Genomic DNA, 24,423 nt, shown 5'->3' on the forward strand with positions numbered 1-24,423 from the left:
ACCCCTTGGACACCGCGTGCACCGGCCGCCCCCGCGGCACCCCCCGGAACGCGCCGCGCGGATGTCTGCGCCCGTCAGTGGCCCAAGGTGGCCCGCAGGGAGGGCTGCAGCAGCTCGGCGTGGGCGCGGACCATGTCGTCGCACAGGTCCCAGATGCGTTCGACGGGCAGGGCCGCCGCGGTCGCCGGGTCGGTCATGGCGGCGTGCCGGATGTGGCGCGGCTCGTCGTGCAGGGCGGCGCGGACGACGAGGTCGTTCATGCTCAGGTACGTGCGGTTCAGCGCCGCGCACTGGGCGGGCAGCGCGCCGACGCGGGTGGGCTGCACGCCCAGCGCGTCGACGAGGCACGGCACTTCGACGGTGCCGGCGGCGGGCAGGTTGTCGATCAGGCCGTGGTTGGGCACGTTGCCGTAGACGGTGCGGGGGGTACCGGTGGTGATGCTGTGGATGATCTGCGGCGCGTACTCCATGGTCCCCTCGACCGGCAGCGGGGCCCCGGAGGCCAGGGCGGCGCGGGTCTTCTCGTACTCGGCGGCGTTCTCGTCGACGATGTCCAGGTAGGCGCCGACCGGCAGCCGCAGCCGCTCGATCTCGTCGTCGTGGTGCAGGTACCACGGCACGTACTCGCAGGAGTGCTCGCTGGTCTCGGTCGGGTAGTAGCCCAGCCGCCGGTACATGTCCACGCGCACGCGGCGGCGCAGTTGCGCGTCGTCGGCGATCAGCGCGTCCAGCCGGGGGTACAGGTCGGTGCCGTCGTGTTCGAAGCGCAGCACCCAGGCCTGGTGGTTGACGCCCGCGGCCTGGTAGGAGACCTCCTCGTACGGCACGCGCAGCAGGTCGGACAGGTCGCGCATCGTCCAGTACACCGAGTGGCACAGGCCGACGACCCGCGTCAGACCGGTGGCCTGGGTGAGGTACTGCACGTTCATGGCCATGGGGTTGGTGTAGTTCAGCAGCCAGGCGTCGGGGCACAGCTCCTGGATGTCCCGGCCCAGCGACCGCAGCAGCGGGAAGGTGCGCAGCGCGCGGAAGATACCGCCGATGCCGAGGGTGTCGCCGATGGTCTGGCGCACACCGTAGGAGGCGGGCACGGCGAAGTCGGTGCGGGTGGATTCGCGCATGCCGACCTGGACGATGTTGATGACGAAGTCGGCACCGTCCAGGGCCGCGCGCCGGTCGGCGTGGGCGGTGATCCGCGGGGCGGCCCCGCGCTCGCCGGCGATGTGGCGGGCCGCGCCGTGGGCGGTCGCCAGCCGGCCGGCGTCGATGTCGTGCAGCGCGATGTGCGCGTCCTTGAGCTCGGGAAAGGCGAAGAGGTCCGCCAGCAGACCCTGGGTGAAGACGACGCTTCCGGCACCGATGAACGCGATTTTGCAGGTGGTCATGCGGGGTTCTCTCCATTGCGGGTGGTGGCCGCCAGGGCTTCGTCCCAGGTCGGCTGAGCGGCGGTACCGCCGTGGGCGCGGGTGGACAGGGCGCCGCAGGCGGCCGCGAAGTCGAGGGCCGCGGCGGCCGGCAGGCCGGCCAGGACGGCGGCGACGTAGCCGGCGTCGAAGCTGTCGCCCGCGCCCACGGTGTCCCGGGGGGTGGCCGGGGTCCCGGCGGTGCGCAGCAGGGTGCGGCCGTCGTGGGCGAGGGCTCCGTCGGCGCCGTCCTTCACCACCACCAGCGGTCCGCGGGCGGCGAGCCGCGCGGCGGCCTCGTCCGTGGTGGCCGCCGCGGGGCCGGCCAGGGCGCGGGCCTCCTGCGCGTTGGGCAGCAGGATGTCGGTGGCGGCCAGGACGGTCTCCAGGCCCGGATGCGTCCAGCGCCCGGCCGGGTCGTCGTTGGTGTCCAGCGAGGTGGTGGCGCCGTGCTCGCGCGCGGTGCGCAGCAGGCCGGGCAGGGCGTCGGCGAGTCGGGGCAGCAGGAAGTACGAGGCCGCGTGCACATGGCGGCAGTCGGCGAGCAGCGCTGCGGGGACGTCGTCGCCGCCGGTGGCCGCCAGGGTGCCGGGGGCGGTGAGGATCGCCCGGTCGCCGCCGCGGGTGAGCACCGCCGTCAGTGGTGTGGGCAGGTCCGGGTCGAGGCGCAGCGCCCGGGTGTCGACGCCCCGGGCGGCCAGGGCGGCCCGCACGAAGCGCCCGGAGTCGTCGTCCCCGATCCGTCCGGCGAAGGCGACCTTCAGCCCCAGCCGGGCCGCGCCGCAGGCCATGATGGCGGCGGAGCCGCCCAGGGTGAGCAGGCCGCTGTCGACGAGTTGCTCGCGCTGGCCGAAGGCCAGGGGGGCGTCGAGCGGGCCGAGGATCACGTCGGGGTTGGCGTCCCCGATGACGAGCAGGTCGAACGTGTGGGGCATGGGAGCTTCCTGGGGTCGCGGAGCGGGGTGCGGTCGCGGGTCGGGTCGGGTCGGAACGGGCAGCGGGCCGGGGGCCCGGCGTTCAGCCCTTGAGGCCGCTGGAGGTGACGGAGGTGATGAAGGACCGCTGCGCGCAGAGGAACGCCAGCAGCACCGGCAGCACGGTGATGACGTTGCCCGCCATGACCGCGGCCCACTGGGTGTGGTGCTGGCCCTGGAAGGTCGTCAGTCCCAGCTGCAGGGTGTAGTGGGTGTCGTGGTTGATGGCGATCAGCGGCCAGGACAGGTCGTTCCACGTGGTCAGGAACGTCAGCACCGCCACCGTGCTCAGCGCGGGGCGGGACAGCGGCAGCACGATCAGGAACAGCACCCTCAGCCGTGAGCAGCCGTCGATCCAGGCCGCTTCCTCCAGTTCGCGCGGCAGCGACAGGAAGAACTGCCGCAGCAGGAACACCGCGAACGGGGTGACCAGGGACGGGACGATCAGCGCGCCCAGGGTGTCGATGAGCCCCAGGCGCTTCATGACCAGGAAGGTCGGGATCATGGTCAGCTGGAACGGGATCGCCATCGTCGCCAGCATCAGCGCCAGCAGGGTGCGCGAGCCGGCGAACCGCATCCGGGCGAACGCGTAGCCGCCGAGCGACCCGAACACCAGGTTGGACACGACCGCGACCGACGAGACGATGAACGAGTTGGCGAACCAGCGGGGGAACATGGCGTTGCCCAGCACGTAGCGGTAGCCGCCCAGGTCGAGGTGCGAGGGCCACAGGGCCGGCGGGAAGCGGTTGATCTCCGCGTTGCTCATCACGGAGCTGAGCAGCAGCCAGATCAGCGGGATCGCGAAGAGCAGGGCCAGCGGGGCGAGCAGCAGGTGCCAGGCGCTGAACGGCAGCCGCGCCCGCCGGCGCCGGGCGGCGCCCGGCGCCGCCTCGGAGGGGTGCCCGGTGGCGGCGGGGAGGGTGGTGGTCGCGGTCATCGGGCAGCTCCTTGCAGGCGGGCAGGCCCGCGGCGGCGGATCACGTGCAGCGCCCCGGTGGCCAGCAGCAGGGCCACGGCCAGGACGTAGGCGGCCGCCGCCCCGTAGCCGGCGGTGAAGTTCTTGAAGGCCTGCTCCCAGATGAAGTAGACGATCACGGTGGTGGAGCCGAGCGGCCCGCCCTTGGTCGTCACGTACACCAGGTCGAAGACCTGCAGGGCGTTGATGGTCTGCCACAGCAGCAGGAAGACGTTGACCGGCGTGAGGGTGGGCAGCACGACGTGGCGCAGCAGATGGCGGCGGCCGGCTCCGTCCAGCCGGGCCGCTTCGAGCAGCGACGGCGGGACGTCCTGCAGGGCGGCGAGGTAGACCACCACGCAGAATCCGGTGCCGCTCCACAGGGAGATCGCGACGAGCACGAGCAGCGCCTGGCCGGGGTCGGTGAGGAACCCCTGCGGGGAGATGCCCAGCGCGTGCAGGGCGGAGTTGGCCGCGCCGAACTGCGGGTCGAGGATGAAGGAGAACAGCACGCCCTGGGCCGTGGCCGAGATGACGAACGGCACGAAGATCAAGGTGCGGTACAGCCCGACGAGCCGGATCCGCCGGTTGAGCACCAGCGCCAGGGCCAGCCCCAGGCCGATGCTCAGCGGCACGTACAGGGCGGTGTACAGCACGGTGTTGCGCACCGCCTGGCTGAAGTGCGGGTCGTGCCGCAGCGCCCGGTAGTTGTCCAGGCCGACCCAGCGGCTGGGGGTGACCAGGTCGTCCGCCTGGAAGGACAGCAGCAGCGACCAGGCGACGGGCACGATGCTCAGTCCGAGGATGACCAGGACCGACGGGGAGATGAACGCCCAGGCGGTCGCGGACTCGCGCAGGCGTCCGCGGCGGCGCGGGCGCGGTGTGCGGGCGGCGTCGGAGAGCGTGAGGGGGGCGGGTAGACGGGACATGCGGGGCTCCTCAACGCGGAATGAGCAGGGCGGCGTTGGCCTGGTCCGCGCAGCGGCGCAGGGCGGCGGCGGGGCTGCTCCTGCTGAGCAGCACGGCCACGACGGCCTCTCCCAGGGCTTCGGATATCTGCGGGTAGGCGGGGTGCGCGGGCCGGACCCGCGCGGACTCCAGGGCGTGGGTGAACACCGGCAGCCCTTCGGTCCCGGCGGCCCGCGCCGTCCACTCGGGCAGGCTCTGGGTGCTCCGGCTCAGCGGCAGGCTGCCGGCCTGGATGTCCCAGCGCACGTCCTGGCGGGGCTGCATGAGCCAGCCCACGAAGGTGCGGGCGGCCCGCACCCGGGCGGCACCGTTGTCGAACACCGTCCAGGTGTCGGGCCCGGAGATGGTCATCGGGCGGCGGCTGTAGCTGGGCAGCGGAACGACGTGGTAGTCGATGTCCGCCTGGGCGATGTCGGGCAGCTGCCACGGACCGGTGGCGACCATGGCCATCCGGCCGGACGCGAAGACCTGGTACATCTGCTCGGTGCCGGGCTTGGGATCGATGTACACGCTCCGGTCGCGGGCGAGTGCCTGCACCGTCTCCAGCGCGCGCACCCCGGCCTCGGCGAACCCGATGCCGCGCCCGTTCGCGGCGATGACCTCGCCGCCCAGGTCCCACACCATCGGCCACAGCCGCCACACGGTGTCCTCGTCGCCCACGCCGGGCCACCCGGTGCCGAAGACGCCGCGGGACGGGTCGTTCAACCGCTTGGCGGTCTCCTGGAACTCCTGCCAGGTCCAGCCCGGTTCGGGCAGCGGCACGCCCGCGGCGCGGAACAGCTTCTTGTTGCACACCACGGCGAGCGCGTCCAGCAGGGCGGGCGCCGCCCGCACCCGCCCGTTGACCGTGACCGCCTCGCGGGCCGGCGTCCAGTAGTCGGACCACGGGACGGGGCCGGAGCGGACGGTGTCGGTCAGGTCCACCACCTGCGGGCTGCGGGCGATGCCGGCCAGGTCGGAGCCGAAGACGTAGGCCACGTCGGGGTAGGACCCGGAGGCGAGCGCGGCGGTCACCTTCTGCAGCATCACATCGGCCAGGACCCCGCCGCCGAAGTCGACGCGGATGTCCGGATGCGTGCGGTTGAACTCCTTCACCAGCGCTTCGATCGCCGCCCGGCCGGTGTCGGTCTGCCCGTGCCACAGTTCGATCGTGACGCGCCCGTCGGGTCCGACGCCGTCGCCGGACCCGGCGCCGCAGCCGGGCACCAGTGCCGCGGCGGCGGCGCCGACGGCCGCACCGCCCCCGCGCCGCAGAACGCTGCGCCGCGACGGCCGGGCGGGACGGTGAGGGCCGACGGCCATCGATACCTCCAGGAAGAGCGAGCGGGTCGGGCGGTGAGGGCACGGTGCGGCGCGGGCCGTACCGGGTCTGCGACGCGTCAGCAGGTCTGGCGGACGTATCCGCTGCTGCCGGGCGCTGAGACGTCCACGTCACGGCGCACGATGCTCAACTGGCCGCCCCACCCGGCGCAGGCCTTGCTCAGCCCCTTCTTCGAGTACTCGATGACGATCACGTTGCTGCCGAAGGCGTCGGTGAAGTCACCGCACTCGGAGTAGGTGCCGCACTCCTCGGCGACGGCGAAGTCCAGTCCGAGCTGGGTGCGGGAGCCCGCCAGGGCGGAGGTGTTCTTCTGGGCGATCGCCAGCCCGCGCGCGTGGGAGCGCGCGGCCAGCAGCGTGATGTAGGACTTGGCCGCGCCGGCGGTCAACAACCCGTGGGAGCGGGTGTAGCTGTCGTAGTTGTCGGGCTCGACGCCCTGGAAGCCCTTGGTCGCGCACCCGTCGATCCAGCCGCCGACCTTCGCGGCGACCCGCTGCCGCTTGTCGGCGGTCCGCAGGTCGAGCAGGGCCTCGCCCCAGCCGTCGTCGTAGACGACCTTGCCGCTGCCGTCCCGCAGCAGCAGGTCGGCGTCCCACTGGCCCTCGGCGCCCGGCTGGACCTGGAAGGCGTTGACGTAGCAGATGTTGTACAGCCCGGCGGCCGGGGACGCGTCGTGGTCGCGGGTGACGACCCGCACCCCGGCCGGCGGGGTGTAGGCCTGTCCGATCTGGTAGTCGAATCCCGCGTGCACCGGCGGCAGGGACACCGCGGCGGGCGCGCCGACGGCCTCGGGGGTCGCCAGCAGGGGGGTGATGATCGCGGCGGCGGCGGCCGTGAGCACGGCCAGCCACCGACGGGAGGAGAAGCGGGTGCTGCGCATCATCGGGCTCCAGATGATGGGGGGGTACGTCCCCGCCTCGGACGCTGACAGCGATCCTGGCGACTTTGTCCGGGCTCTCGGCTCGTGGGCCGTCTACCGGCTAGGCGTACCTCTGGCGCCGAATACTCCGTTCCGGCGTTGCCCGGAAGTAAATCGAGCAGAATTAGTCATGTCAAGAGCTCAAACATGCGCGAAATGATTGAACGCGAAGCGTAAGCGCTCAGATACGCAGCGAAGCAGGGCTCTGCGGCAGTTCAGCGGCGATGACGGACGGGTAGTCAGCCGCGCATGAGACGTTTCGAGGGATACGGCGTACTGATCACCGGAGCGGGCCGCGGCATCGGCGCGGCCACCGCCCGACGGCTGGCCGCCGAAGGCGCCCAGGTGCTGGTCACCGACCTGGACGGGGACCTCGCCGAGACGGCGGCGGCCGCCATCCGCACGTCCGGGGGCGCGGCCGAAGCGCTGGCCTGCGACGTCGGCGACCGCACCGCGATCGAGGCCGCCGTCGCCCACGCGGTCGAGCGGTTCGGCACGTTGGACGTGCTGGTCAACAACGCCTACGCCTGCCATCCGGACACCCCGCTCTTCGAGGACGAGGAGGACGAGGGATGGGCGCGCGACCTCGACATCACCCTGACCGGCGCCTTCCGCTGCGCCCGCGCGGCCCTCCCGCACCTGGCGGCCGCTCCCGGCGGGCGGGGCGCGATCGTCAGCATCGGCTCGGTCAACGGCGAGCAGGACTTCGGCAACCACGCCTACAGCGCGGCCAAGGCGGGCCTGGCCAGCCTCACCCGCACCCTGGCCGGCCACGCCGCCCCCCGCGGGGTCCGGGTCAACCTGGTCGCCCCCGGCACGGTCCACACGGACGCCTGGGCGGGGCGCGAGGCCGACCTGCGGGCCATCGCCGCGCACTACCCCCTCGGCAGGGTCGGCCTGCCCGACGACATCGCGGCCGCGGTGGCGTTCCTGGCCTCCTCGGACGCCGCCTGGATCACCGGTGTGAGCCTGCCCGTCGACGGCGGCATCCTCGTCGGCCAGATGGGCCCGCGCCATGCCGTGGGCAGGCGGTGAAGGACCGTACCGACCGCCGCTCAGCGGACCTGCGGGACGGTTCGCCCACCGCACCCGCGCCGCAGGGGCCCGGCGGGTGCGGGGCCCCTGCGGCACAGGTGGCGTGCCGAGGTGTCAGCAGTGCGGGTGCAGGCGGGCGGTGAGCAGGTTGGGGTCCTGCCGGGTGAGGTAGGCGGCCGAGGTCACGTGGACAGTGTCGCCGCGCACGGCGACGGCGGTGGGGTTCTGCAGGCCGTCCCGGGCGCTGAGCACGATGGTGTGGGTGCCGCCGGGTTCCACCAGGGCGACCTCGTTCGACTGGTCGAGCGCGGCCACCAACTGGTCGCCGCGCCCGGTGAAGGCGAAGTCGTCGATGCCGGGCAGATGGTCGGCCCGGGTCTCGGCGGGGCCCGCGGTGCCGTCCTTGCGCAGCCGGAAGCGGAGCACGGTGCCCTGGTCCATGTTGGACGCCCAGACGGCGCCGTTGTGCACCTTCAGGCCGTTGGCCCCGAGGAACCCGGTCGACGCGAGCTCGGCGCCGCCCGCCCACACCGTCGCGTCGCCGCCGCCGGCCGGTACGCGCCAGATGACGCCGCGGACCGAGTCGGTGATGTAGAGCCGCCGGCCGTCCAGGGCCAGCCCGTTGGGCAGGCCGTCGGCCGGCAGCGCGGCGATCCGCTCCGGGACTCCGCCCGGGGTGAGCCGCCAGACGCCGGTGAGGTCGGCGGTTCCCGTGGCGTAGAGGAAGTACAGCGTGCCGTCACCGCCCCTGACCAGGCCGGTGACCAGCGGGAAGCCGAGCGCCGGCGTGTGCACGCCGCCGTCGGCCGGCGCGGGCAGCGTCGCCAGCACCCGGACCGTTCCGCCGCGGGTGACCTGGGCGATCTGGCGCGCGGCGGAGAAGGAGAGGTCGAGGCTGCCGTCCGGTTCGAGGACGATGTTCTCCGGCATCTGGCCGCCGGCCAGGTCGAAGTGGTGAGTGAGGTGCGTGCCGGACACCGGCGCGGCGGAGGCCGTGGCCGCGGCGGGCCAGCCGATGGTGAGTGAGGTCGCTGCGAGGCCGGCCAGCAGTACGTTCCTTGCGAACTTCGTTGACACGTTTCTTCCCTGCGTCGTGGTCGGTGTCGTGGTGCCGGTCCCACAGTGGGCGCGCCCGCCGCGGGCAGCCAGCCCCGGCTCTGCCTATCCCCGGCGGGGGCAGGCTGCGCGGGCCGTCGCCGCCGCATACTCGTGGCCATGGACGCACATGGACAGCTCGGAACGTTCCTGCAGGCCCGGCGGGCGCAGTTGCGGCCGCAGGACGTCGGGCTGCCGACCTACGGGGAGCGCCGCCGGGTTCCCGGGCTGCGCCGCGAGGAACTGGCGCTCCTGGCGGGCGTCAGCGCCTCGTACTACACGCGCCTGGAGCAGGGCGCCTCCTGCCACGCCTCCGTGGAGGTACTGGACGCGATCGCCGGCGCGCTGCGCCTGGAGGAGACGGAGCGGCTGCACCTGCGCGACCTCGCCACGTGCTGCCGGCACCGCGGCACAGCCCGCCGCCCGCCGCCCGAGCGCCTGGCCCCGGCCGTGCGCGACCTGGTGGACGCCCTGGACGACGTCCCGGTCGTGGTGACCGGGCGGCGCAGCGACGTGCTGGCCTGGAACGCCCTGGGGCACGCGCTGCTGGCCGGCCACATGGACCCGGCCGGCCCCGAGCGCCCGGCGGACCGTCCGAACATGGCGCGCCTGGTCTTCCTGGACGCCCACACCCGCGAGCTGTACGCGGACTGGCCGGCGAAGGCCCGCGCCGTGGTCGGCAATCTGCGGCTGGTGGCGGGGCGCCATCCGCGAGATGCCCGGCTCACCGCGCTCATCGGCGAACTGACGACCCGCAGCCGCGAGTTCGCGGGCCTGTGGGCCGACCACCGGGTGCGGGCCTGCGACACCGCCGAGTACGAGCTGCACCACCCCCTGGTCGGCTCCCTGACGATCCGGCAGCAGACGCTGACCGGCTCGTCGGACCCCGAGCAGTCCGTCGTCATGGTCACCGCCGCCCCCGGCTCGCCCTCCCGGGCCGCCCTGCGCCTCCTCGCGCAGGCGACGGCGGACCCGGGCCGACGCACCCTGCGGCATTCCGCCGACGCATGAGGGGCATGCGATCCGGTCGCGGCTCGACCCCGGTTCGCCCGTTCCAACGCCGCCCTCGCAGGCCCGGCGCGGCATATCGTCGGCCGGGAAAGGGAGTTGGGCGAGAGGGGAACCATGGGACAGGACCGGGGACGGCACTTCGTGCCGCGCGACCACATCGACGGGCTCGGGCTCGGGACGGCACACGGCAGTCACCCGATAGCGGGGCTGGCGGGTGGGCTGGCACAGGTCGGGCGGCGGCTCCTCGTGGGGCTGGCGGTCGCCGCAATGGCCCTCCTGATCTACCGGCAGCCCTCGAACGCGTTGGTCAAGGGCGTCGTGACGAGCGGTGTGGTGCTCGCCCTCTACACGCTGCGGCTGGTCTGGCGCCGTGTCTCCGCCGCGTTCGGGCTCTGCCGGTGCTACCTGTTCGCGGACGGCCTGCTCGTCACGAACCTGTTCGGCGGGACGCGGGCGGTCGTCCGATGGAGCGAGGTGTCGTCGCTGCACCGGATGGTCAGTCAGTCACTCCTGATGTCCTTCCACCGGGTGGAGATCGTACGGCGCGGCTCCGCGACCCTGGCCTTCCTCGCCCTCGGAGCGGAGCCCGCCCTGGTGCCGGCCCTGCTGGGTGAGGCGACCAGGAACGGCATCTCCTGACGCCATCCGGCACCCCGCCTTCGACCGGCCCGCCGGCGGCGGCTCAGCCGTCGGCGGCCAGGCGGTCCAGCCACTCCCCCAGCAGATGCTGCTCGCCGGCGCTGAGCGTCGTCCGGTCGGGCAGCGCGGCGCGCAGGGCGCGGGCGGCGCCGGCCGGGCCCGCGGCCGTCACGGCCGGCTCCTGGTAGGTCACGGCGGCGACCATCGACTCCCGCAGGATGGTCAGCAGCGCCGGGTTGCGCCGGTCCTCCGGCAGCGAGAGCCAGGTGAGCACCGCGCCGCGTGCGGTGGCGTGGATGAGGGTGGCCGCGAGCTCCTCGTCGACGCGGAGCCAGCCGGCGGCGGCCAGGCGGCGGATGCGGCCCATCAGGATCTCCATGCCGGCCTCGAAGGCGGGCGACGCGGGCCTGGTGGGCTCGCTGTACATCAGCGTGTACAGCGCGGGATTGCGCAGTCCGAACTCCACCGCCAGGTCCCAGCCGGCCCGTAGGTCCTCGATGAGGTCCGGCGGGTCGGGGTCGACGTGCTTGGTCGCGAGGAACGCGGCGAAACCGTGTTCGGCCACCGCGTCCAGCAGCCCGTCCTTGTCGCCGAACAGCCGGTAGATGGCCGGCGGCTGCAGTCCCGCCGCGACCGCGACCGCGCGGGTGGTGACCGCGTCGCGGCCCTCGCGCGCCAGCAGGTCGGCGGCGGCCTCGATGACCCGCTGACGGGGGTCCGCCGCGGTCGCGGGGTCGGATTCGCCGGCGGGAGCGCCCTGGCCGGCGCGTGAACGTGGTGGCATATATCAACGATACAGGCTCAGTGGTTCCGTCGTTAATATCAGTGATACGCTCTTGCTGATTCCATTGGAACCACAGCGTTGGAGAACACCATGATCATCGTGACCGGAGCCACCGGACAGCTCGGCCGTCAGATCGTCGAGAGGCTGCTCACGCGCGTCCCGGCGGACCGGATCGGCGTCAGCGTCCGCGACCCGCAGAAGGCGCGGGGCTTCGCCGACCAGGGCGTGCGGGTGCGCCACGGCAGCTTCACCGACGCCGGCAGCCTCGCGCACGCCTTCGAGGGCGCGTCCCAGGTGCTGATCGTCTCCGTCGACAAGATGGGGGACGAGGCCGTCCGGCAGCACCGTGCCGCGATCGACGGAGCCGTCGCGGCCGGCGCCCGCCGCATCCTCTACACCAGCCACATGGGCGCCGGCGCCGCGTCACGCTTCCAGCCCTGCCGCGACCACGCCGCAACCGAGGACGCGCTGCGCGCCTCGGGCGTCGCGTTCACCTCGCTGCGCAACGGCTTCTACGCCGCCAACGCGCTGCAGTTCCTCGGCGACGCCCCCACCTCCGGCAGTGTCGCCCTCCCCGCGGACGGACCCGTCAGCTGGACCGCGCACGCCGACCTCGCCGACGCGGCCGCCGCCGTCCTGGCCGACGAGGGCCGCTTCGACGGCCCCACGCCGCCGCTCACCGCTGCCCAGGCCCTCACCTTCGACGACCTCGCGGCCATCGCCGGCGAGTGCACGGGCCGCACCGTCACCCGGACCACCACCACCGACGAGCAGTTCCGCGAGCAACTGGTGGGCCACGGCGTCCCCGCCGAAGCCGCGGCGCAGCTCCTCGGCGTCTTCACCGCCGCCCGCGCCGGCGAGTTCGCCGCCGTCGACCCGACCCTGGCCACGCTGCTCGGCCGCGAGCCCACCACCTTGAGCACACTGCTGCGCGAGCAGTTGGCCACCGCGGCCTCGCACTGACCGCGTCCGGCCGCTCGCGTCCGCCGGGCAGCGTGCGAGAGTGACGGCCATGGCCGACCCCGCTTCGCACCCCCGCCGCCCCGGCGACCCGGGACCGCTCCTCCCCCGGCTCCCGGCGCACCTGTGGACCGTTCCCTACGCCGCTTCCCGCTTCCCCGGGTCGGCAGCCGTGGCCCGGCTGCCCGACCTCGCGGCGGGCGCCAACTGCCAGCTGTTCGCCTACGCGGTACTCCGCCATTTCGGCCTGACCCCACCACCGCTGCGCTCCAGCGACCTGTGGGAGGACACGGAGGCCACCGTGCGCGTGCAGTCCTTCGAGCCGCTCGACCTGCTCCTCTTCAACGCCACCGATGACCCGTACGGCGCCCACGTCGGTGTCTGGGTCGACGACGACGCGGTCCTGCACCTGTGTGCGGAAGCCGGCCGCCCCGCCGTCTGGACCCTGGCCGACTTCGCGGCACGCGACCGGTACCGCATCCTGATCGGCGCCAAGTCGGTGGCAGCCGCCTGACGGCCCGTCCGACGGTACGGTTCGACGGCACGGCTCGACGGCCGGTTCGTGGTCGAGTCGGCAACATGCCGTCACAAAGCTGTGAACATTCTGCGGGACGGTTGTTCTCAGCCAAGCGCACCTTCGCGCTTCTCATCGGGGGGAACACCACATGAGCACCGTTCGCAGAGCCGCCGTCGTCCTCGCCGCCGTGGCCGCACTGGGTCTGACCGCCTGCGGGCCTTCCGACGACGACGCGAAGGGCGGGCCCGGCGGGGCGACCGCGACCCCCACGAAGCCCGCGGGCCCGGGGCCGTCCGCGACGCCGTCCAAGCCGGCGAAGCCGGTCGCGACGCCCGGCAAGGGGTCCTCCGGCGGCAGCGGCGGCTCGTCGTCCGACCCCGACTACGACGTCTTCCCGTGCAGCACGCACGACCTCAAGTTCACCGCGAGCCTGGCGGAACCCACGACCAGCAGCTACCTGCTGAAGATCACCAACAAGGGCAGCAAGGCGTGCAAGGCGCTGGGCCACCCGAGCGTGACCTTCGGCGATCTGGACGGTCAGGCCACGCAGCGCGGCGCGGCCCCGGGCATCGAGCACGCGCTCCGGCTCGAGCCGGGCAAGTCGGCCTACGCCGGGCTGATGGGCGGTGTGAAGGACGGCAAGGGCAAGACCGTCAACTCGATCGCGATGACCATGGACACCGAGTCCGACCTGACGCAGACGCCGCTCAAGGCCGCGACCCCCGGGCTGTACGTGTCCCCCGACAAGAACTCCGTGACCGCGTGGATGAGCAACGCGGAGGACGCACTGAGCCTGTGAGCACCCGGCATGGCCGGGGCCCTACCGGGCCCCGGCCCTGCCGGTCCGTCAGCCGAACTGGCCGGGCTGGTAGTCCCCGGCGGGCTGCTGGATGATGACGTTCACGCGGTTGTACGCGTTGATGAGCGCGATCAGGCCCACGAGGGCGGAGAGCTGGTCCTCGTCGAAGTGCTTGGCGGCGTTCGCCCAGGCGTCGTCCGGCACGCCGCCGGCCGCGTCCGCGATGCGGGTGCCCTGCTCCGTCAGTTCCAGCGCGGCGCGCTCGGCGTCGGTGAACACCTTCGCCTCGCGCCAGGCCGCGATCAGGTTGAGGCGCAGCGCGGTCTCGCCGGCGTGCGTCGCGTCCTTACTGTGCATGTCCGTGCAGAAACCGCAGCCGTTGATCTGGCTGGCGCGGATCTTCACCAGTTCCTGTGTCGCGGCCGGCAGCGTCGAGTCCGAGATCGCCTTGCCCGCTGAGTTGATGTACTTGAAGAACTTGGCCGCGACCGGGTTGGCGTAGAGGTTCAAGCGAGCTTCCATGATGCACTCCTGTGCCGTTGCTGCGGTGGTGGTTACCTCTCTCTGACGGATCGGCCCGACCGGATGTGACCGGAACGGCTGTGACCCGCGTCACCCACCGCGGCCTGCCGCTCAGGGGTGCAGAACGATCTTCCCGGCGACGGTTCCGGACTCGGCCAGGCGCATCGCGTCGGCGACGCGGGCGAGTGGCAGCCGGGCGGCGATCTGCGGGCTGATGTCGCCGCGCTGGAGGGCGCGGAAGACCTGGGTGAGGTCGGTGCGCAGCCGGCCGCGGAACCGGTTCTTGGCCAGCGCCCGCCCGGCCCAGACGTTGAAGAAGTAGGCGCGGCGGCGGTTGGGCAGCGCGTTCCACAGCCACACGCGGCCGAGCAGCTTCAGCACGGGCAGTTGCTTGGAGCCCTCGTCGTCGCGGGTCGAGGCGCTGCCGTAGCAGACGAGCGTGCCGCCGGGCGCGAGCAGACTCCAGGAGTCGACGGCGCTGCGGCCGCCGACGTGGTCGAAGACGGCGTCCACCCCGGCCGGTGCCAGTTCGCGGATCCGCGCGGCGACGTCCTGGGTGCGGTAGTCGACGGGGGTGACGCCGCGCTCGCGCAGGGCGTCGTGGTGGCGTGCGGAGGCCGTGCCGATCACCCGCACGCCGGCGGCGTGGGCGAGTTGGACCAGGACCGAGCCGACGCCGCCGTTGGCGCCGTGGACCACGATCGTCTGGCCGGAGCGGACGCGTGCGGTGCGGTGCAGCATCTGCCAGGCGGTGATGCCGTTGACGACGAGGGCCTCGGCCTCGTCCGCGTCGATGCCGTCGGGCACCGGCACCGCGTCGGCCGCGTCGACGAGCACGTGGCTGGCCCAGCCGCCGACCTTGAGCAGCGCGGCCACCCGGGTGCCCGTCAGCTCCGGCGCGACACCCTGGCCGGTCGCCAGGACGGTGCCGACCAGGTCGTAGCCGGGCACGAAGGGGAACGGGGGCTGGTCGTAGTACCGGCCGCGGCGCATCTGCTGCTCGGCGAACGAGACGCCGGTGGCCTCCATGCGGACCAGCAGCTGACCGGGACCGACGGCGGGCACGGCGCCGTGCCGGATCTGCAGCCCTTCCGGCTCGACCTTGCCCGGCAGTACTACCTCGACGAGTCCTTCGGCGTTCATGACGACCTCCACGGTTACGTACTTTCGTGTTCGTTAGAAGTTATAACGCACGGCGGAAGCGAGCGTCAAGCACTTGCGTGATAGCTTCTAACGAGAAGGTGAGCATGTAACCCCTGGAGTGCGGACGGTGACCGGCATGACGGAGACGAGCACGACGACCCCGCGCGAGCGCTACCGCGCCCAGGTGCGGGCGGACATCAAGAAACACGCGTGGGAGCAGATCGCCGCGTCGGGCGCGACCGCGCTGTCGCTCAACGCGATCGCCAAGCAGATCGGCATGAGCGGTCCCGCCCTCTACCGCTACTTCGCCGGGCGCGACGAGCTGATCACCGAGCTCATCCGGGACGCGTACCGCAGCCTCGCCGACGCCTTCCGCGCCGCCGCGGCACCCGGCCCCGACGTCGCCGCCCTGGCGCACGCCCTGCGCGCCTGGGCGGTGGCCGACCCCCAGCGGTACTTCCTCGTCTACGGCACACCCGTGCCCGGCTACCACGCGCCCGAGGACGTCACCGAGATCGCGTCCGCGACGATGGCGACGCTGCTGGGCGCCTGCGCCGCACTGCCCGCGCACGGCACCGCCACCCCGTTCGACGCGCATCTCGACGACCACCGCCAGTGGGCCGAGGGCCACCCCGCCCCCGCCGCCGCCCTCCACCGCGCGCTGGCGTTCTGGAGCCGGCTGCACGGCGTCCTGTCCCTGGAACTCGCCGGCCACTTCACCGGCATGGGCTTCGACCCCGCGCTGCTCTACGAAGCCGAACTCGACGACCTGCTCTCCCGCTGACTCCCCCGAGCAGGCGCGGGGCCGCCGCCACGACGGCGTCAGCACCCGCGCGGCGACCGACCCGGCGTTCCGGGTCGAGATCGAGGCGCTGGCGGCCGTCTGACCGGCAGTCGCCGCGCCGCCGCGCCAGGACAGCGGAACGGGCCGGTCCGACGCCCGAGGCGCCCGGCCGGCCCGTTCCGTGGCTGGTCAGTCCGTGCCGAACTCCATCGCGGCGCGGTCCAGCATCTGGTCGTCGTCGGAGACGTCGCCGCGGGAGGCGATGGCCTCGGCGCCGCCCTCCGGCATGCTGCCGATCAGCCCGGTCGCGGCCGCCTGGGCGGCGCCGATGGCGGGGTTCGCGGTGCCGATCAGGCCGAGCGCGGCGTACTGCTCCAGCTTGGCGCGCGAGTCGGCGATGTCGAGGTTGCGCATCGTCAGCTGGCCGATCCGGTCCACCGGGCCGAACGCGGAGTCCTCGGTGCGCTCCATGGACAGCTTGTCCGGGTGGTAGCTGAACGCCGGGCCGGCGGTGTTGAGGATCGAGTAGTCCTCACCGCGCCGCAGCCGCAGCGTCACCTCCCCGGTGACGGCCGCGCCGACCCAGCGCTGCAGGGACTCGCGCACCATCAGCGCCTGCGGGTCCAGCCAGCGGCCCTCGTACATCAGCCGGCCCAGGCGCCGTCCCTCGTTGTGGTACTGGGCGACGGTGTCCTCGTTGTGGATGGCGTTGACGAGGCGCTCGTAGGCCGCGTGCAGCAGGGCCATGCCGGGCGCCTCGTAGATGCCGCGGCTCTTCGCCTCGATGATCCGGTTCTCGATCTGGTCCGACATGCCCAGGCCGTGCCGGCCGCCGATGGCGTTGGCCTCCATGACCAGGTCGACGGGGGAGGCGAACTCCTTGCCGTTGATCGTCACCGGGCGGCCCTGGTCGAAGCCGATCGTCACGTCCTCGGTGGCGATCTCGACGGAGGGGTCCCAGAACCGCACGCCCATGATCGGCTCGACGGTCTCCACGCCGGTGTCCAGGTGCTCGAGGGTCTTGGCCTCGTGCGTGGCGCCCCAGATGTTGGCGTCGGTGGAGTACGCCTTCTCCGTACTGTCGCGGTAGGGCAGGTCGTGCGCGACCAGCCACTCCGACATCTCCTTGCGGCCGCCCAGCTCGGTCACGAAGTCCGCGTCCAGCCAGGGCTTGTAGATCCGCAGGTGCGGGTTGGCGAGCAGGCCGTAGCGGTAGAACCGCTCGATGTCGTTGCCCTTGAAGGTCGAGCCGTCGCCCCAGATCTGCACGTTGTCGTCGAGCATCGCCCGCACCAGCAGCGTGCCGGTGACCGCGCGGCCCAGCGGCGTGGTGTTGAAGTAGGCCCGCCCGCCCGAGCGGATGTGGAACGCCCCGCAGGTCAGCGCGGCCAGTCCCTCCTCGACCAGCGCGGCACGGCAGTCGACCAGGCGCGCGATCTCGGCGCCGTAGGTCTTCGCACGACCGGGCACCGACGCGATGTCGGGCTCGTCGTACTGGCCGATGTCGGCGGTGTAGGTGCAGGGGACGGCGCCCCTGTCGCGCATCCAAGCGACCGCGACCGAGGTATCGAGGCCGCCCGAGAAGGCGATGCCGACGCGCTCGCCGGCGGGGAGGGAGGTGAGGACCTTAGACATAGGAAGATTATGCATAATCGCGCATGTTCATGCAAGAAGGGTTCGAGCGGCCTGCCCTCCGGGCCCGGAACCGGCCTCAGGCGGGCAGGACGAGGACCACCTCGTCGATCTCCTCGCCGCGGGCGTTCGCGAAGCCCCGGTCGCGGCCGGTCGGCACGAATCCGCACTTCTCCAGGACCCGCAGGGAGCCGGCGTTGTCCGCGGCCGCGGGCGTGCAGCGGTCGGGCCGCGACGACGGCGAGCAGCTCGCGCAGCGCGGCGGTGGCCGCGCCGCGGCCCCAGTACGCCCGCCCGATCCAGTAGGTGACCTCGCGCTCCTCGGGCGGTCCGTAGACGGCCACGTTGCCGACGATGTCCCCGTCGCCCCCGCCCGCCACGACCGTGCGCATGACGACCGCGGGGTCGTTGCGGATCCGGGCCCAGTGGGCGTCGAAGTGCGCGCGGTCGGCCGGGTCCTCGGCCGTGAACGCCGCCATCCGCACGCCCTCGGGATCCTGCATCTGGGCGAAGAAGGTCGGCAGGTCGCTGTCGCGGACCTCTCTCAGCGTGACGTCCATGAGGCGCTCCGGAAGGTGGTCGTGAGCCGGTGCGGAAGCCAGGATCCTCACACGGCGCGCTGCATGCACACCAGATCATCGCGGGCGTCCCAGGACTCCGTGACGGTGAAGCCGAGCCGCTCGTACAGGGCGATGGCGCCCGTGCGCCACTTCCACACCGACAGCCCCACCAGGCTCACGCCGTCCTCCGCGCAGCGCTCCAGCGCGGCGCCGATCAGCGCCGAGGCGACGCCCCGGCCCCGGGCGGCCGGAGCGGTCCAGAGCCGCTTGATCTCCGAGCGGCTCTGGACGGGGGCGGTGAGCACCAGGCAGCCCACGGCCGCGCCTTCGCCCGCGTCGCGGGCGACCAGCACCACGTCGTGCGCGAAGGCGGTCCACGGCGCCAGGATCTCCGCCCGGTAGCGCTCGGGCAGCTCGCCCACACCGGCCACGGGCCTGCCCTTCTCCTCCTCCGTGCGCAGGTGGTAGGCGGCCAGCAGCCCGGACAGCTCGCCGTTCGAGCGGGAGTCGTGGCTCTGGGCGGACCGGCCCGGGGCGGGCCGGCGAACGATGGTGATCCCGTGGTGATCCGTCACGCTGCCAGTCCTATCACCCGACAGGCCGGGGAACCCGCCACGGGTCCGAGGAGACGACGCCGCGAGGCAGGCCGCACGGCCTGGACGCGGTCGAGGCGCGGCCGCCAGGGAGCACCAACACTTTACCCGTGCCTGATGGCATGCTCCGGTCACATCTGCCAAGCTGCCCGCAGCCGTCGTCCCGACCCGGGGACGGACGGCCGCAGCACCGCTCCGCGATCCACCAGCACCGCCGCACAGCCCGCGGCCTCCCCCGGCCCACCCACGCCGCCCGGGAGGCCATCGAGCAGGCCGGAATCCCGGCCGCCCCAAAGGAGTTCCGTGTGAGACCCTCCCCCCACAAGGCCCTCACCGCGACCGCGCTGGCCGTCGCCGCGCTGGCCGCCGCTTCGCTCCCCGCCGTCCCGGCGTCCGCCACGGCCCGCTCGGCCGCCGCGTGCACACCGGCCCAGGTGGTCGCCAACGGCGCCTTCGAAAGCGGCACTTCGCCCTGGAGCCAGTCGTCGACCAGCGTGATCACCAATCGTGCCGGCCAGAGCGCCCACGGCGGCACGCACTTCGCCTGGCTCAACGGCGTCGGCACCACGCACACCGACACGCTCTCCCAGAGCGTGACCATCCCGTCCGGCTGCAGCACCGCCACCCTCACCTTCTGGCTGCACATCGACACCGCCGAGACGACCTCGTCCACCAAGTACGACAAACTCACGGCGAAGATCGGCACGACGACGCTGGCGACGTACTCGAACCTCGACAAGAACACCGGCTACGCGCAGAAGTCGTTCGACGTGTCGGCGTTCGCGGGCCAGACCGTGAACGTCGCCTTCACCGGCACCGAGGACTCCAGCCTGCAGACGAGCTTCGTCCTCGACGACGTCGCCCTCGACACCTCCGGTGGCACGACCCCGCCCGCGGACTCCACCCGCACCCCGGCGTCGCCCTCGTACACCGCGAGCCTGAGCAGCAACACCAGCGGCACCGTCTGGACCGGCCACGAGAGCGCGACCTTCACCAACGCCTCCGCCACCCCGCTGAGCGAGGTCTACCTGAGGCTGTGGGACAACTACCACGGCACCTGCTCCGCCATGCCGATCACGGTCAGCAACGTCACCGGTGGCACCGCGGGCGCCCTCTCGGTCGCCTGCACGGCGCTGCGGATCGACCTGCCGTCGCCCCTGCCCCAGGGGCAGACCGCCACGATCGGCTACGACCTGGCCATCACCGTTCCCAGCGGCGCCGACCGCTTCGGCCACGACGGGGCCTTCAACATGATCGGCAACGCCCTGCCGGTCCTCGCGGTCAAGGACGGGGCCGGCTGGCACCTGGACCCGTACACCAACAACGGTGAGTCGTTCTACTCCCTGGCCTCCGACTTCAAGGTGACCCTGGACCACCCGAGCACCCTGCTGGCACCGGCCACCGGCGCCTCGGTCGACACCCCCGGCTCCAGCGGGCGCACCATCACCACGGCGACCGCGACCAAGGTCCGGGACTTCGCCTGGGCGGCCGGCCCCTTCACCAAGATCTCCGGCACCTCCCCCGCCGGCACCCCGATCAACATCTACTCCGTCTCGGGCATCACCTCGGCCGACTCGCAGTCGATGCTCAGCACCGCGAAGAGCGCCGTGGACGCGCACGCGGCCCGGTTCGGCGCCTACCCGTACGGCGAACTGGACGCGGTGATCGACAACAACTTCTGGTTCGGCGGCATGGAATACCCCGGGTTCGTCCTCGACCTGGTCAGCACCACCGCGCTCACCCACGAGATCGGGCACCAGTGGTTCTACGGGATCGTCGGCGACGACGAGTACAACGCCCCGTGGCTGGACGAGGCGTTCACCGACTACGCCACCGACCTGGCCCAGAACAAGACCGGCACGAACTGCTGGAACAGCGTCTCCTGGGCCTCGACGGCGGAGAGGATCACCAACTCGATGGCCTACTGGGACGCCCACTCCTCCCGGTACTCCACCGTCATCTACGGGTACGGCAAGTGCGCCCTGCACGACCTGCGGCGCGTCCTCGGCGACAGCGTCATGGCCAAACTCCTCAAGGACTACGCCACGTCGCACTGGTACGGCGTCTCGACCACGGCCGAGTTCAAGGCCGCCGCCCAGGCGGCCACGGCCACGGACCTGACCTCGTTCTGGACCCAGCACCGCATCGACGGCTGAGGTGACGCCGGTTCGCCGCGGGGAACGCCGACCGGCACCCCCGCGGCGGACGGCCGCCGAATCCGTTCGCGGACCGCCGACCCGGTCACTACGGTGTGGGGCCATGCCTCCACTGATGAAACTGACGGCGGTCACCCTCGACTGCGCCGATCCCCGAGCGCTGGCCGCGTTCTACCAACAGGCCACCGGCTTCGCCCCGCACCCCCGGTCCGACGCCGACTTCACCGGCCTCACCCGCGAGGACGGGCTCTTCCTCGGCTTCCAGCGCGTCGACGGCTACCGGCCGCCGCAGTGGCCCGGCCAGATCGTGCCGCAACAGAGCCATCTGGACTTCACGGTCGACGACCTCGACACGGCGGAAGCCGCGCTGCTGGCGCTGGGCGCGACCAGGCCGCAGGCGCAGCCGGACGAGCAGGGCTGGCGGGTCCTGCTCGATCCGGCCGGCCACCCCTTCTGCCTGACCACGAAGTGACGTCCAGGGCCGGGCCGCGCACCCGGCCGCACGTCCCGCCACCGCGCCGCGTCCGAACCGGTCAGGAATCGAGAAGCGCCGGTCGCCGGGGTCACCTACGGTGACGATCAGAGGCGATTCCCGGGGCACCCCGGGTCGCCGTGACCCCCGACGTCTGGAGCGACCATGACCGACTCTGCCACCCAGGGCATCAAGACCGTCCTGCACCCCGTCGCCGACCTGGCCAAGGCCAAGGCCGTCTACGCCGCCCTGCTCGGCGTGCAGCCGACCACCGACTCGTCCTACTACGTCGGCTTCGAGGCCGCGGGACAGCACATCGGGCTGGTGCCGGCCGGCGGGCCGCAGTCCGAGACCTCACCGGTCGCGTACTGGCACGTGCCGGACATCGAGGCGAAGCTGGCCGAGGTCACCGCGGCGGGTGCCACCGTCAAGGAGGCGGCGCACGACGTCGGCGGCGGCCGCCTGGTGGCCACCGTCACCGACCTCGACGGCAACGTCCTGGGCCTGCTCCAGGACCAGTGAGCACCGGCCCCGGCCGCGCCGGGGGGCGGCGGAGCGTTGCCCCGGCCGCGCCGACCCAGTACAACCGGACGTACCGCCCCGGCCGGCCGGATCGAGCCAGGTGACGCCGACGGGGGCCGCGCACGCGGCCCCCTCACAGATGGAGAGACGCACAGCATGGCCAAGAGGACGGACCAGCAGGCGCCCGAGCCGCACATCGCCGACAGCCACGGCTTGATCCGCGTGCACGGCGCCCGCGTGAACAACCTCAAGGACGTCAGCATCGAGATCCCCAAGCGACGGCTGACGGTGTTCACCGGGGTCTCCGGCTCGGGCAAGAGCTCGCTGGTGTTCAACACGATCGCCGCGGAGTCGCAGCGCCTGATCAACGAGACCTACAGCGCCTTCGTGCAGGGCTTCATGCCGACACTGGCACGGCCGGAGGTCGACGTCCTCGACGGGCTGACGACCGCGATCATCGTCGACCAGCAGCGGATGGGGGCCGACCCCCGCTCCACGGTCGGCACCGCCACCGACGCCAACGCGATGCTGCGCATCCTGTTCAGCCGGCTCGGCAAGCCCCACATCGGGCCGCCCGGCGCGTACGCCTTCAACGTCCCCTCGGTCAGCGCCAGCGGTGCCATCACCGTCGAGCGCGGTGCCAAGAAGGCGGTCAGGGCCACCTTCAATCGCACCGGCGGCATGTGCACGCGCTGCGAGGGCCGGGGCAGCGTCTCCGACATCGACCTCACTCAGCTCTACGACGACTCCAAGTCGCTCGCCGAGGGCGCCTTCACCATCCCCGGCTGGAAGTCCGACAGCTTCTGGACCGTCCGGGTCTACGCCGAGTCGGGTTTCCTCGACCCCGACAAGCCGATCCGCAAGTACACCAAGAAGGAGATGCAGGACTTCCTGTACCGGGAGCCGACCAAGGTGAAGGTCGAGGGCGTGAACCTCACCTACGAAGGGCTGATCCCCAAGATCCAGAAGTCGTTCCTGTCCAAGGACAAGGAGGCCCTGCAGCCGCACATCCGGGCCTTCGTGGAGCGGGCGGTCGCCTTCAGCACCTGCCCCGAGTGCGAGGGCACCCGGCTCAGCGAGGGCGCCCGGTCCTCGAAGATCGACCGGGTCAGCATCGCGGACGCCTGCGCGATGCAGATCAGCGACCTGGCCAAGTGGGTCGGCGGCCTCGCCGAGCCGTCGGTGGCCCCCCTGCTCACCGCGCTGCGCCAGACCCTGGACTCCTTCGTGGAGATCGGCCTCGGCTACCTCGCGCTGGACCGGCCCGCGGGCACCCTGTCGGGCGGTGAGGCCCAGCGCGTCAAGATGATCCGCCATCTCGGCTCCTCGCTCACCGACACCACCTACGTCTTCGACGAGCCGACCGCGGGCCTGCACCCCCACGACATCCAGCGGATGAACAACCTGCTGCTGCGCCTGCGGGACAAGGGCAACACCGTGCTCGTCGTGGAGCACAAGCCGGAGACGATCGTGATCGCCGACCATGTCGTCGACCTCGGCCCCGGCGCCGGCGCCGCGGGCGGCACGGTCTGCTTCGAGGGCACCATCGACGGGCTGCGCGCCGGCGACACCATCACCGGCCGGCACCTGGACGACCGGGCCGCCCTCAAGGAGAGCGTGCGCAAGCCGACCGGGGCGCTGGAGATCCGCGGCGCGACCGCCAACAACCTGCGGAACGTGGACGTCGACATCCCGCTCGGCGTGCTCGTCGTCGTCACCGGCGTCGCCGGCTCCGGCAAGAGCTCGCTCGTGCACGGGTCGATCCCCGCGGGCGAGGGCGTGGTGTCGGTCGGCCAGGGGCCCATCCGCGGCTCACGGCGCAGCAACCCGGCGACGTACACCGGCCTGCTCGACCCGATCCGCACCGCGTTCGCCAAGGCCAACGGCGTCAAGCCGGCGCTGTTCAGCGCCAACTCCGAGGGCGCCTGCCCCGCCTGCAACGGCGCCGGGGTCATCTACACCGACCTGGCGATGATGGCGGGCGTCGCCACCCCCTGCGAGGACTGCGAGGGCAAGCGGTACCAGGCCTCCGTCCTCGATCACCACCTCGGCGGCCGCGACATCAGCGAGGTGCTGGCCATGTCGGTGGCCGAGGCCGAGGAGTTCTTCGGCTCCGGCCCGGCGCACACCCCGGCCGCGCACCGCGTCCTCGTGCGGCTCGCCGACGTCGGACTCGGCTACCTCTCCCTGGGCCAGCCGCTGACCACGCTCTCCGGCGGCGAGCGGCAGCGGCTCAAGCTGGCCACGCACATGGCCGAGAAGGGCGGCATCTACGTCCTCGACGAGCCGACCACCGGTCTGCACCTGGCCGATGTCGAGCAGCTGCTCGGCCTCCTCGACCGCCTCGTCGACTCCGGCAAGTCGGTCATCGTCGTCGAGCACCACCAGGCGGTCATGGCGCACGCCGACTGGATCGTCGACCTGGGCCCCGGCGCCGGCCACGACGGCGGCACGGTCGTCTTCGAGGGCACGCCCGCCGACCTCGTCGCCGACCGCTCCACCCTCACCGGCGAGCACCTGGCGGCCTACGTCGGCTCCGGTCCCGAGCCCTCCCGGACCCCGTGACCCGCGGGGCCGCCCCCGTCCCGGCGCCCACCGGCCGGCACGGGGGCGGCCCGCGGCACCGGGCACCCGTAGAACCCGCTCCGCCCGGCGCCG

The 24,423-nt window shown here is 72.6% G+C and carries 23 protein-coding genes and 1 pseudogene; 11 read left to right on the forward strand and 13 right to left on the reverse strand.

What is annotated here, in order from left to right:
- Nucleotides 1-74: 74 nt before the first annotated feature.
- The 6 genes from ABZ721_RS05230 to ABZ721_RS05255 all read right to left on the reverse strand — a co-directional run bounded on the left by ABZ721_RS05230 (nt 75) and on the right by ABZ721_RS05255 (nt 6,505).
- On the reverse strand, nt 75-1,385 hold the full coding sequence (locus ABZ721_RS05230) for an alpha-glucosidase/alpha-galactosidase (RefSeq protein ID WP_358787208.1): 1,311 nt from the start codon (nt 1,383-1,385) through the stop codon (nt 75-77).
- Nucleotides 1,382-2,338, reverse strand: a complete 957-nt coding sequence (locus tag ABZ721_RS05235) for a carbohydrate kinase family protein (RefSeq protein ID WP_358787209.1) — start codon at nt 2,336-2,338, stop codon at nt 1,382-1,384. Before ABZ721_RS05235 ends, ABZ721_RS05230 begins: the two co-directional genes overlap by 4 nt.
- Before the next feature lie 82 nt (nt 2,339-2,420).
- Nucleotides 2,421-3,314 (reverse strand): carbohydrate ABC transporter permease, encoded by an 894-nt coding sequence (locus ABZ721_RS05240; RefSeq protein ID WP_358787210.1) that lies wholly within the window; start codon nt 3,312-3,314, stop codon nt 2,421-2,423.
- Nucleotides 3,311-4,261, reverse strand: a complete 951-nt coding sequence (locus tag ABZ721_RS05245; RefSeq protein ID WP_358787211.1) for a sugar ABC transporter permease — start codon at nt 4,259-4,261, stop codon at nt 3,311-3,313. Before ABZ721_RS05245 ends, ABZ721_RS05240 begins: the two co-directional genes overlap by 4 nt.
- Before the next feature lie 10 nt (nt 4,262-4,271).
- On the reverse strand, nt 4,272-5,603 hold the full coding sequence (locus tag ABZ721_RS05250; RefSeq protein ID WP_358787212.1) for an ABC transporter substrate-binding protein: 1,332 nt from the start codon (nt 5,601-5,603) through the stop codon (nt 4,272-4,274).
- A gap of 77 nt (nt 5,604-5,680) precedes the next feature.
- Nucleotides 5,681-6,505: an endo alpha-1,4 polygalactosaminidase gene (locus ABZ721_RS05255; RefSeq protein ID WP_358787213.1), complete on the reverse strand. Its 825-nt coding sequence runs from the start codon at nt 6,503-6,505 to the stop codon at nt 5,681-5,683.
- A gap of 285 nt (nt 6,506-6,790) precedes the next feature.
- Between ABZ721_RS05255 and ABZ721_RS05260 the strand changes: the two genes are divergently transcribed.
- Nucleotides 6,791-7,576, forward strand: coding sequence for an SDR family NAD(P)-dependent oxidoreductase (locus ABZ721_RS05260; protein WP_358787214.1), 786 nt, complete (start codon nt 6,791-6,793; stop codon nt 7,574-7,576).
- Between the two features lie 114 nt (nt 7,577-7,690).
- On the opposite strand, the gene ABZ721_RS05265 is transcribed toward ABZ721_RS05260, so the two are convergent.
- The gene (locus ABZ721_RS05265) at nt 7,691-8,653 is read right to left on the reverse strand and encodes a hypothetical protein (RefSeq protein ID WP_358787215.1); all 963 of its coding nucleotides are present in this window, start codon (nt 8,651-8,653) and stop codon (nt 7,691-7,693) included.
- A gap of 138 nt (nt 8,654-8,791) precedes the next feature.
- Between ABZ721_RS05265 and ABZ721_RS05270 the strand changes: the two genes are divergently transcribed.
- Both ABZ721_RS05270 and ABZ721_RS05275 read left to right on the forward strand, forming a co-directional pair.
- The gene (locus ABZ721_RS05270; protein ID WP_358787216.1) at nt 8,792-9,682 is read left to right on the forward strand and encodes a helix-turn-helix transcriptional regulator; all 891 of its coding nucleotides are present in this window, start codon (nt 8,792-8,794) and stop codon (nt 9,680-9,682) included.
- A gap of 114 nt (nt 9,683-9,796) precedes the next feature.
- On the forward strand, nt 9,797-10,321 hold the full coding sequence (locus ABZ721_RS05275; protein ID WP_358787217.1) for a hypothetical protein: 525 nt from the start codon (nt 9,797-9,799) through the stop codon (nt 10,319-10,321).
- Nucleotides 10,322-10,364: 43 nt separating this feature from the next.
- Here ABZ721_RS05275 and ABZ721_RS05280 read toward each other — a convergent pair whose 3' ends face one another.
- Nucleotides 10,365-11,105, reverse strand: a complete 741-nt coding sequence (locus ABZ721_RS05280) for a TetR/AcrR family transcriptional regulator (RefSeq protein ID WP_358787218.1) — start codon at nt 11,103-11,105, stop codon at nt 10,365-10,367.
- Between the two features lie 90 nt (nt 11,106-11,195).
- Between ABZ721_RS05280 and ABZ721_RS05285 the strand changes: the two genes are divergently transcribed.
- The 3 genes from ABZ721_RS05285 (at nt 11,196) to ABZ721_RS05295 (ending at nt 13,381) form a co-directional block, all read left to right on the forward strand.
- Nucleotides 11,196-12,068 (forward strand): NAD(P)H-binding protein, encoded by an 873-nt coding sequence (locus ABZ721_RS05285; RefSeq protein WP_358787219.1) that lies wholly within the window; start codon nt 11,196-11,198, stop codon nt 12,066-12,068.
- A gap of 49 nt (nt 12,069-12,117) precedes the next feature.
- Entirely contained in the window at nt 12,118-12,579 is a 462-nt protein-coding gene (locus ABZ721_RS05290) for a hydrolase (RefSeq protein ID WP_358787220.1), read from the forward strand.
- A 151-nt stretch (nt 12,580-12,730) separates the two neighbouring features.
- Complete coding sequence (locus ABZ721_RS05295; RefSeq protein ID WP_358787221.1) at nt 12,731-13,381, forward strand: DUF4232 domain-containing protein; 651 nt, start codon at nt 12,731-12,733, stop codon at nt 13,379-13,381.
- A 48-nt stretch (nt 13,382-13,429) separates the two neighbouring features.
- Here ABZ721_RS05295 and ABZ721_RS05300 read toward each other — a convergent pair whose 3' ends face one another.
- Both ABZ721_RS05300 and ABZ721_RS05305 read right to left on the reverse strand, forming a co-directional pair.
- The gene (locus tag ABZ721_RS05300; protein WP_358787222.1) at nt 13,430-13,903 is read right to left on the reverse strand and encodes a carboxymuconolactone decarboxylase family protein; all 474 of its coding nucleotides are present in this window, start codon (nt 13,901-13,903) and stop codon (nt 13,430-13,432) included.
- Nucleotides 13,904-14,014: 111 nt separating this feature from the next.
- Nucleotides 14,015-15,046, reverse strand: a complete 1,032-nt coding sequence (locus ABZ721_RS05305; RefSeq protein WP_358787223.1) for a medium chain dehydrogenase/reductase family protein — start codon at nt 15,044-15,046, stop codon at nt 14,015-14,017.
- A 136-nt stretch (nt 15,047-15,182) separates the two neighbouring features.
- Between ABZ721_RS05305 and ABZ721_RS05310 the strand changes: the two genes are divergently transcribed.
- Nucleotides 15,183-15,830, forward strand: coding sequence for a TetR/AcrR family transcriptional regulator (locus ABZ721_RS05310; RefSeq protein WP_358787224.1), 648 nt, complete (start codon nt 15,183-15,185; stop codon nt 15,828-15,830).
- A 189-nt stretch (nt 15,831-16,019) separates the two neighbouring features.
- On the opposite strand, the gene argG is transcribed toward ABZ721_RS05310, so the two are convergent.
- From argG to ABZ721_RS05325, 3 genes and pseudogenes are all read right to left on the reverse strand, one after another.
- Complete coding sequence (gene argG / locus ABZ721_RS05315; protein ID WP_358787225.1) at nt 16,020-17,465, reverse strand: argininosuccinate synthase; 1,446 nt, start codon at nt 17,463-17,465, stop codon at nt 16,020-16,022.
- A 76-nt stretch (nt 17,466-17,541) separates the two neighbouring features.
- A pseudogene (locus tag ABZ721_RS05320) lies at nt 17,542-18,022 on the reverse strand (GNAT family N-acetyltransferase).
- A 47-nt stretch (nt 18,023-18,069) separates the two neighbouring features.
- A complete protein-coding gene (locus ABZ721_RS05325) occupies nt 18,070-18,597 on the reverse strand; it encodes a GNAT family N-acetyltransferase (protein ID WP_358787226.1) in 528 nt (175 codons plus the stop codon).
- Between the two features lie 323 nt (nt 18,598-18,920).
- Between ABZ721_RS05325 and ABZ721_RS05330 the strand changes: the two genes are divergently transcribed.
- The 4 genes from ABZ721_RS05330 to ABZ721_RS05345 all read left to right on the forward strand — a co-directional run bounded on the left by ABZ721_RS05330 (nt 18,921) and on the right by ABZ721_RS05345 (nt 24,330).
- Nucleotides 18,921-20,771 carry a M1 family aminopeptidase gene (locus ABZ721_RS05330; protein ID WP_358787227.1) on the forward strand — a complete coding sequence of 617 codons (1,851 nt, stop codon included), beginning with the start codon at nt 18,921-18,923 and terminating at the stop codon, nt 20,769-20,771.
- A gap of 103 nt (nt 20,772-20,874) precedes the next feature.
- Complete coding sequence (locus tag ABZ721_RS05335; RefSeq protein WP_358787228.1) at nt 20,875-21,243, forward strand: VOC family protein; 369 nt, start codon at nt 20,875-20,877, stop codon at nt 21,241-21,243.
- A gap of 165 nt (nt 21,244-21,408) precedes the next feature.
- Nucleotides 21,409-21,765: a VOC family protein gene (locus ABZ721_RS05340; protein ID WP_358787229.1), complete on the forward strand. Its 357-nt coding sequence runs from the start codon at nt 21,409-21,411 to the stop codon at nt 21,763-21,765.
- A 156-nt stretch (nt 21,766-21,921) separates the two neighbouring features.
- Nucleotides 21,922-24,330, forward strand: coding sequence for an excinuclease ABC subunit UvrA (locus tag ABZ721_RS05345; protein WP_358787230.1), 2,409 nt, complete (start codon nt 21,922-21,924; stop codon nt 24,328-24,330).
- The last annotated feature ends 93 nt before the right edge of the window (nt 24,331-24,423 follow it).

The sequence above is a fragment of the Streptomyces sp. NPDC006733 genome (genome assembly GCF_040636125.1).
GTDB lineage: Bacteria > Actinomycetota > Actinomycetes > Streptomycetales > Streptomycetaceae > Actinacidiphila.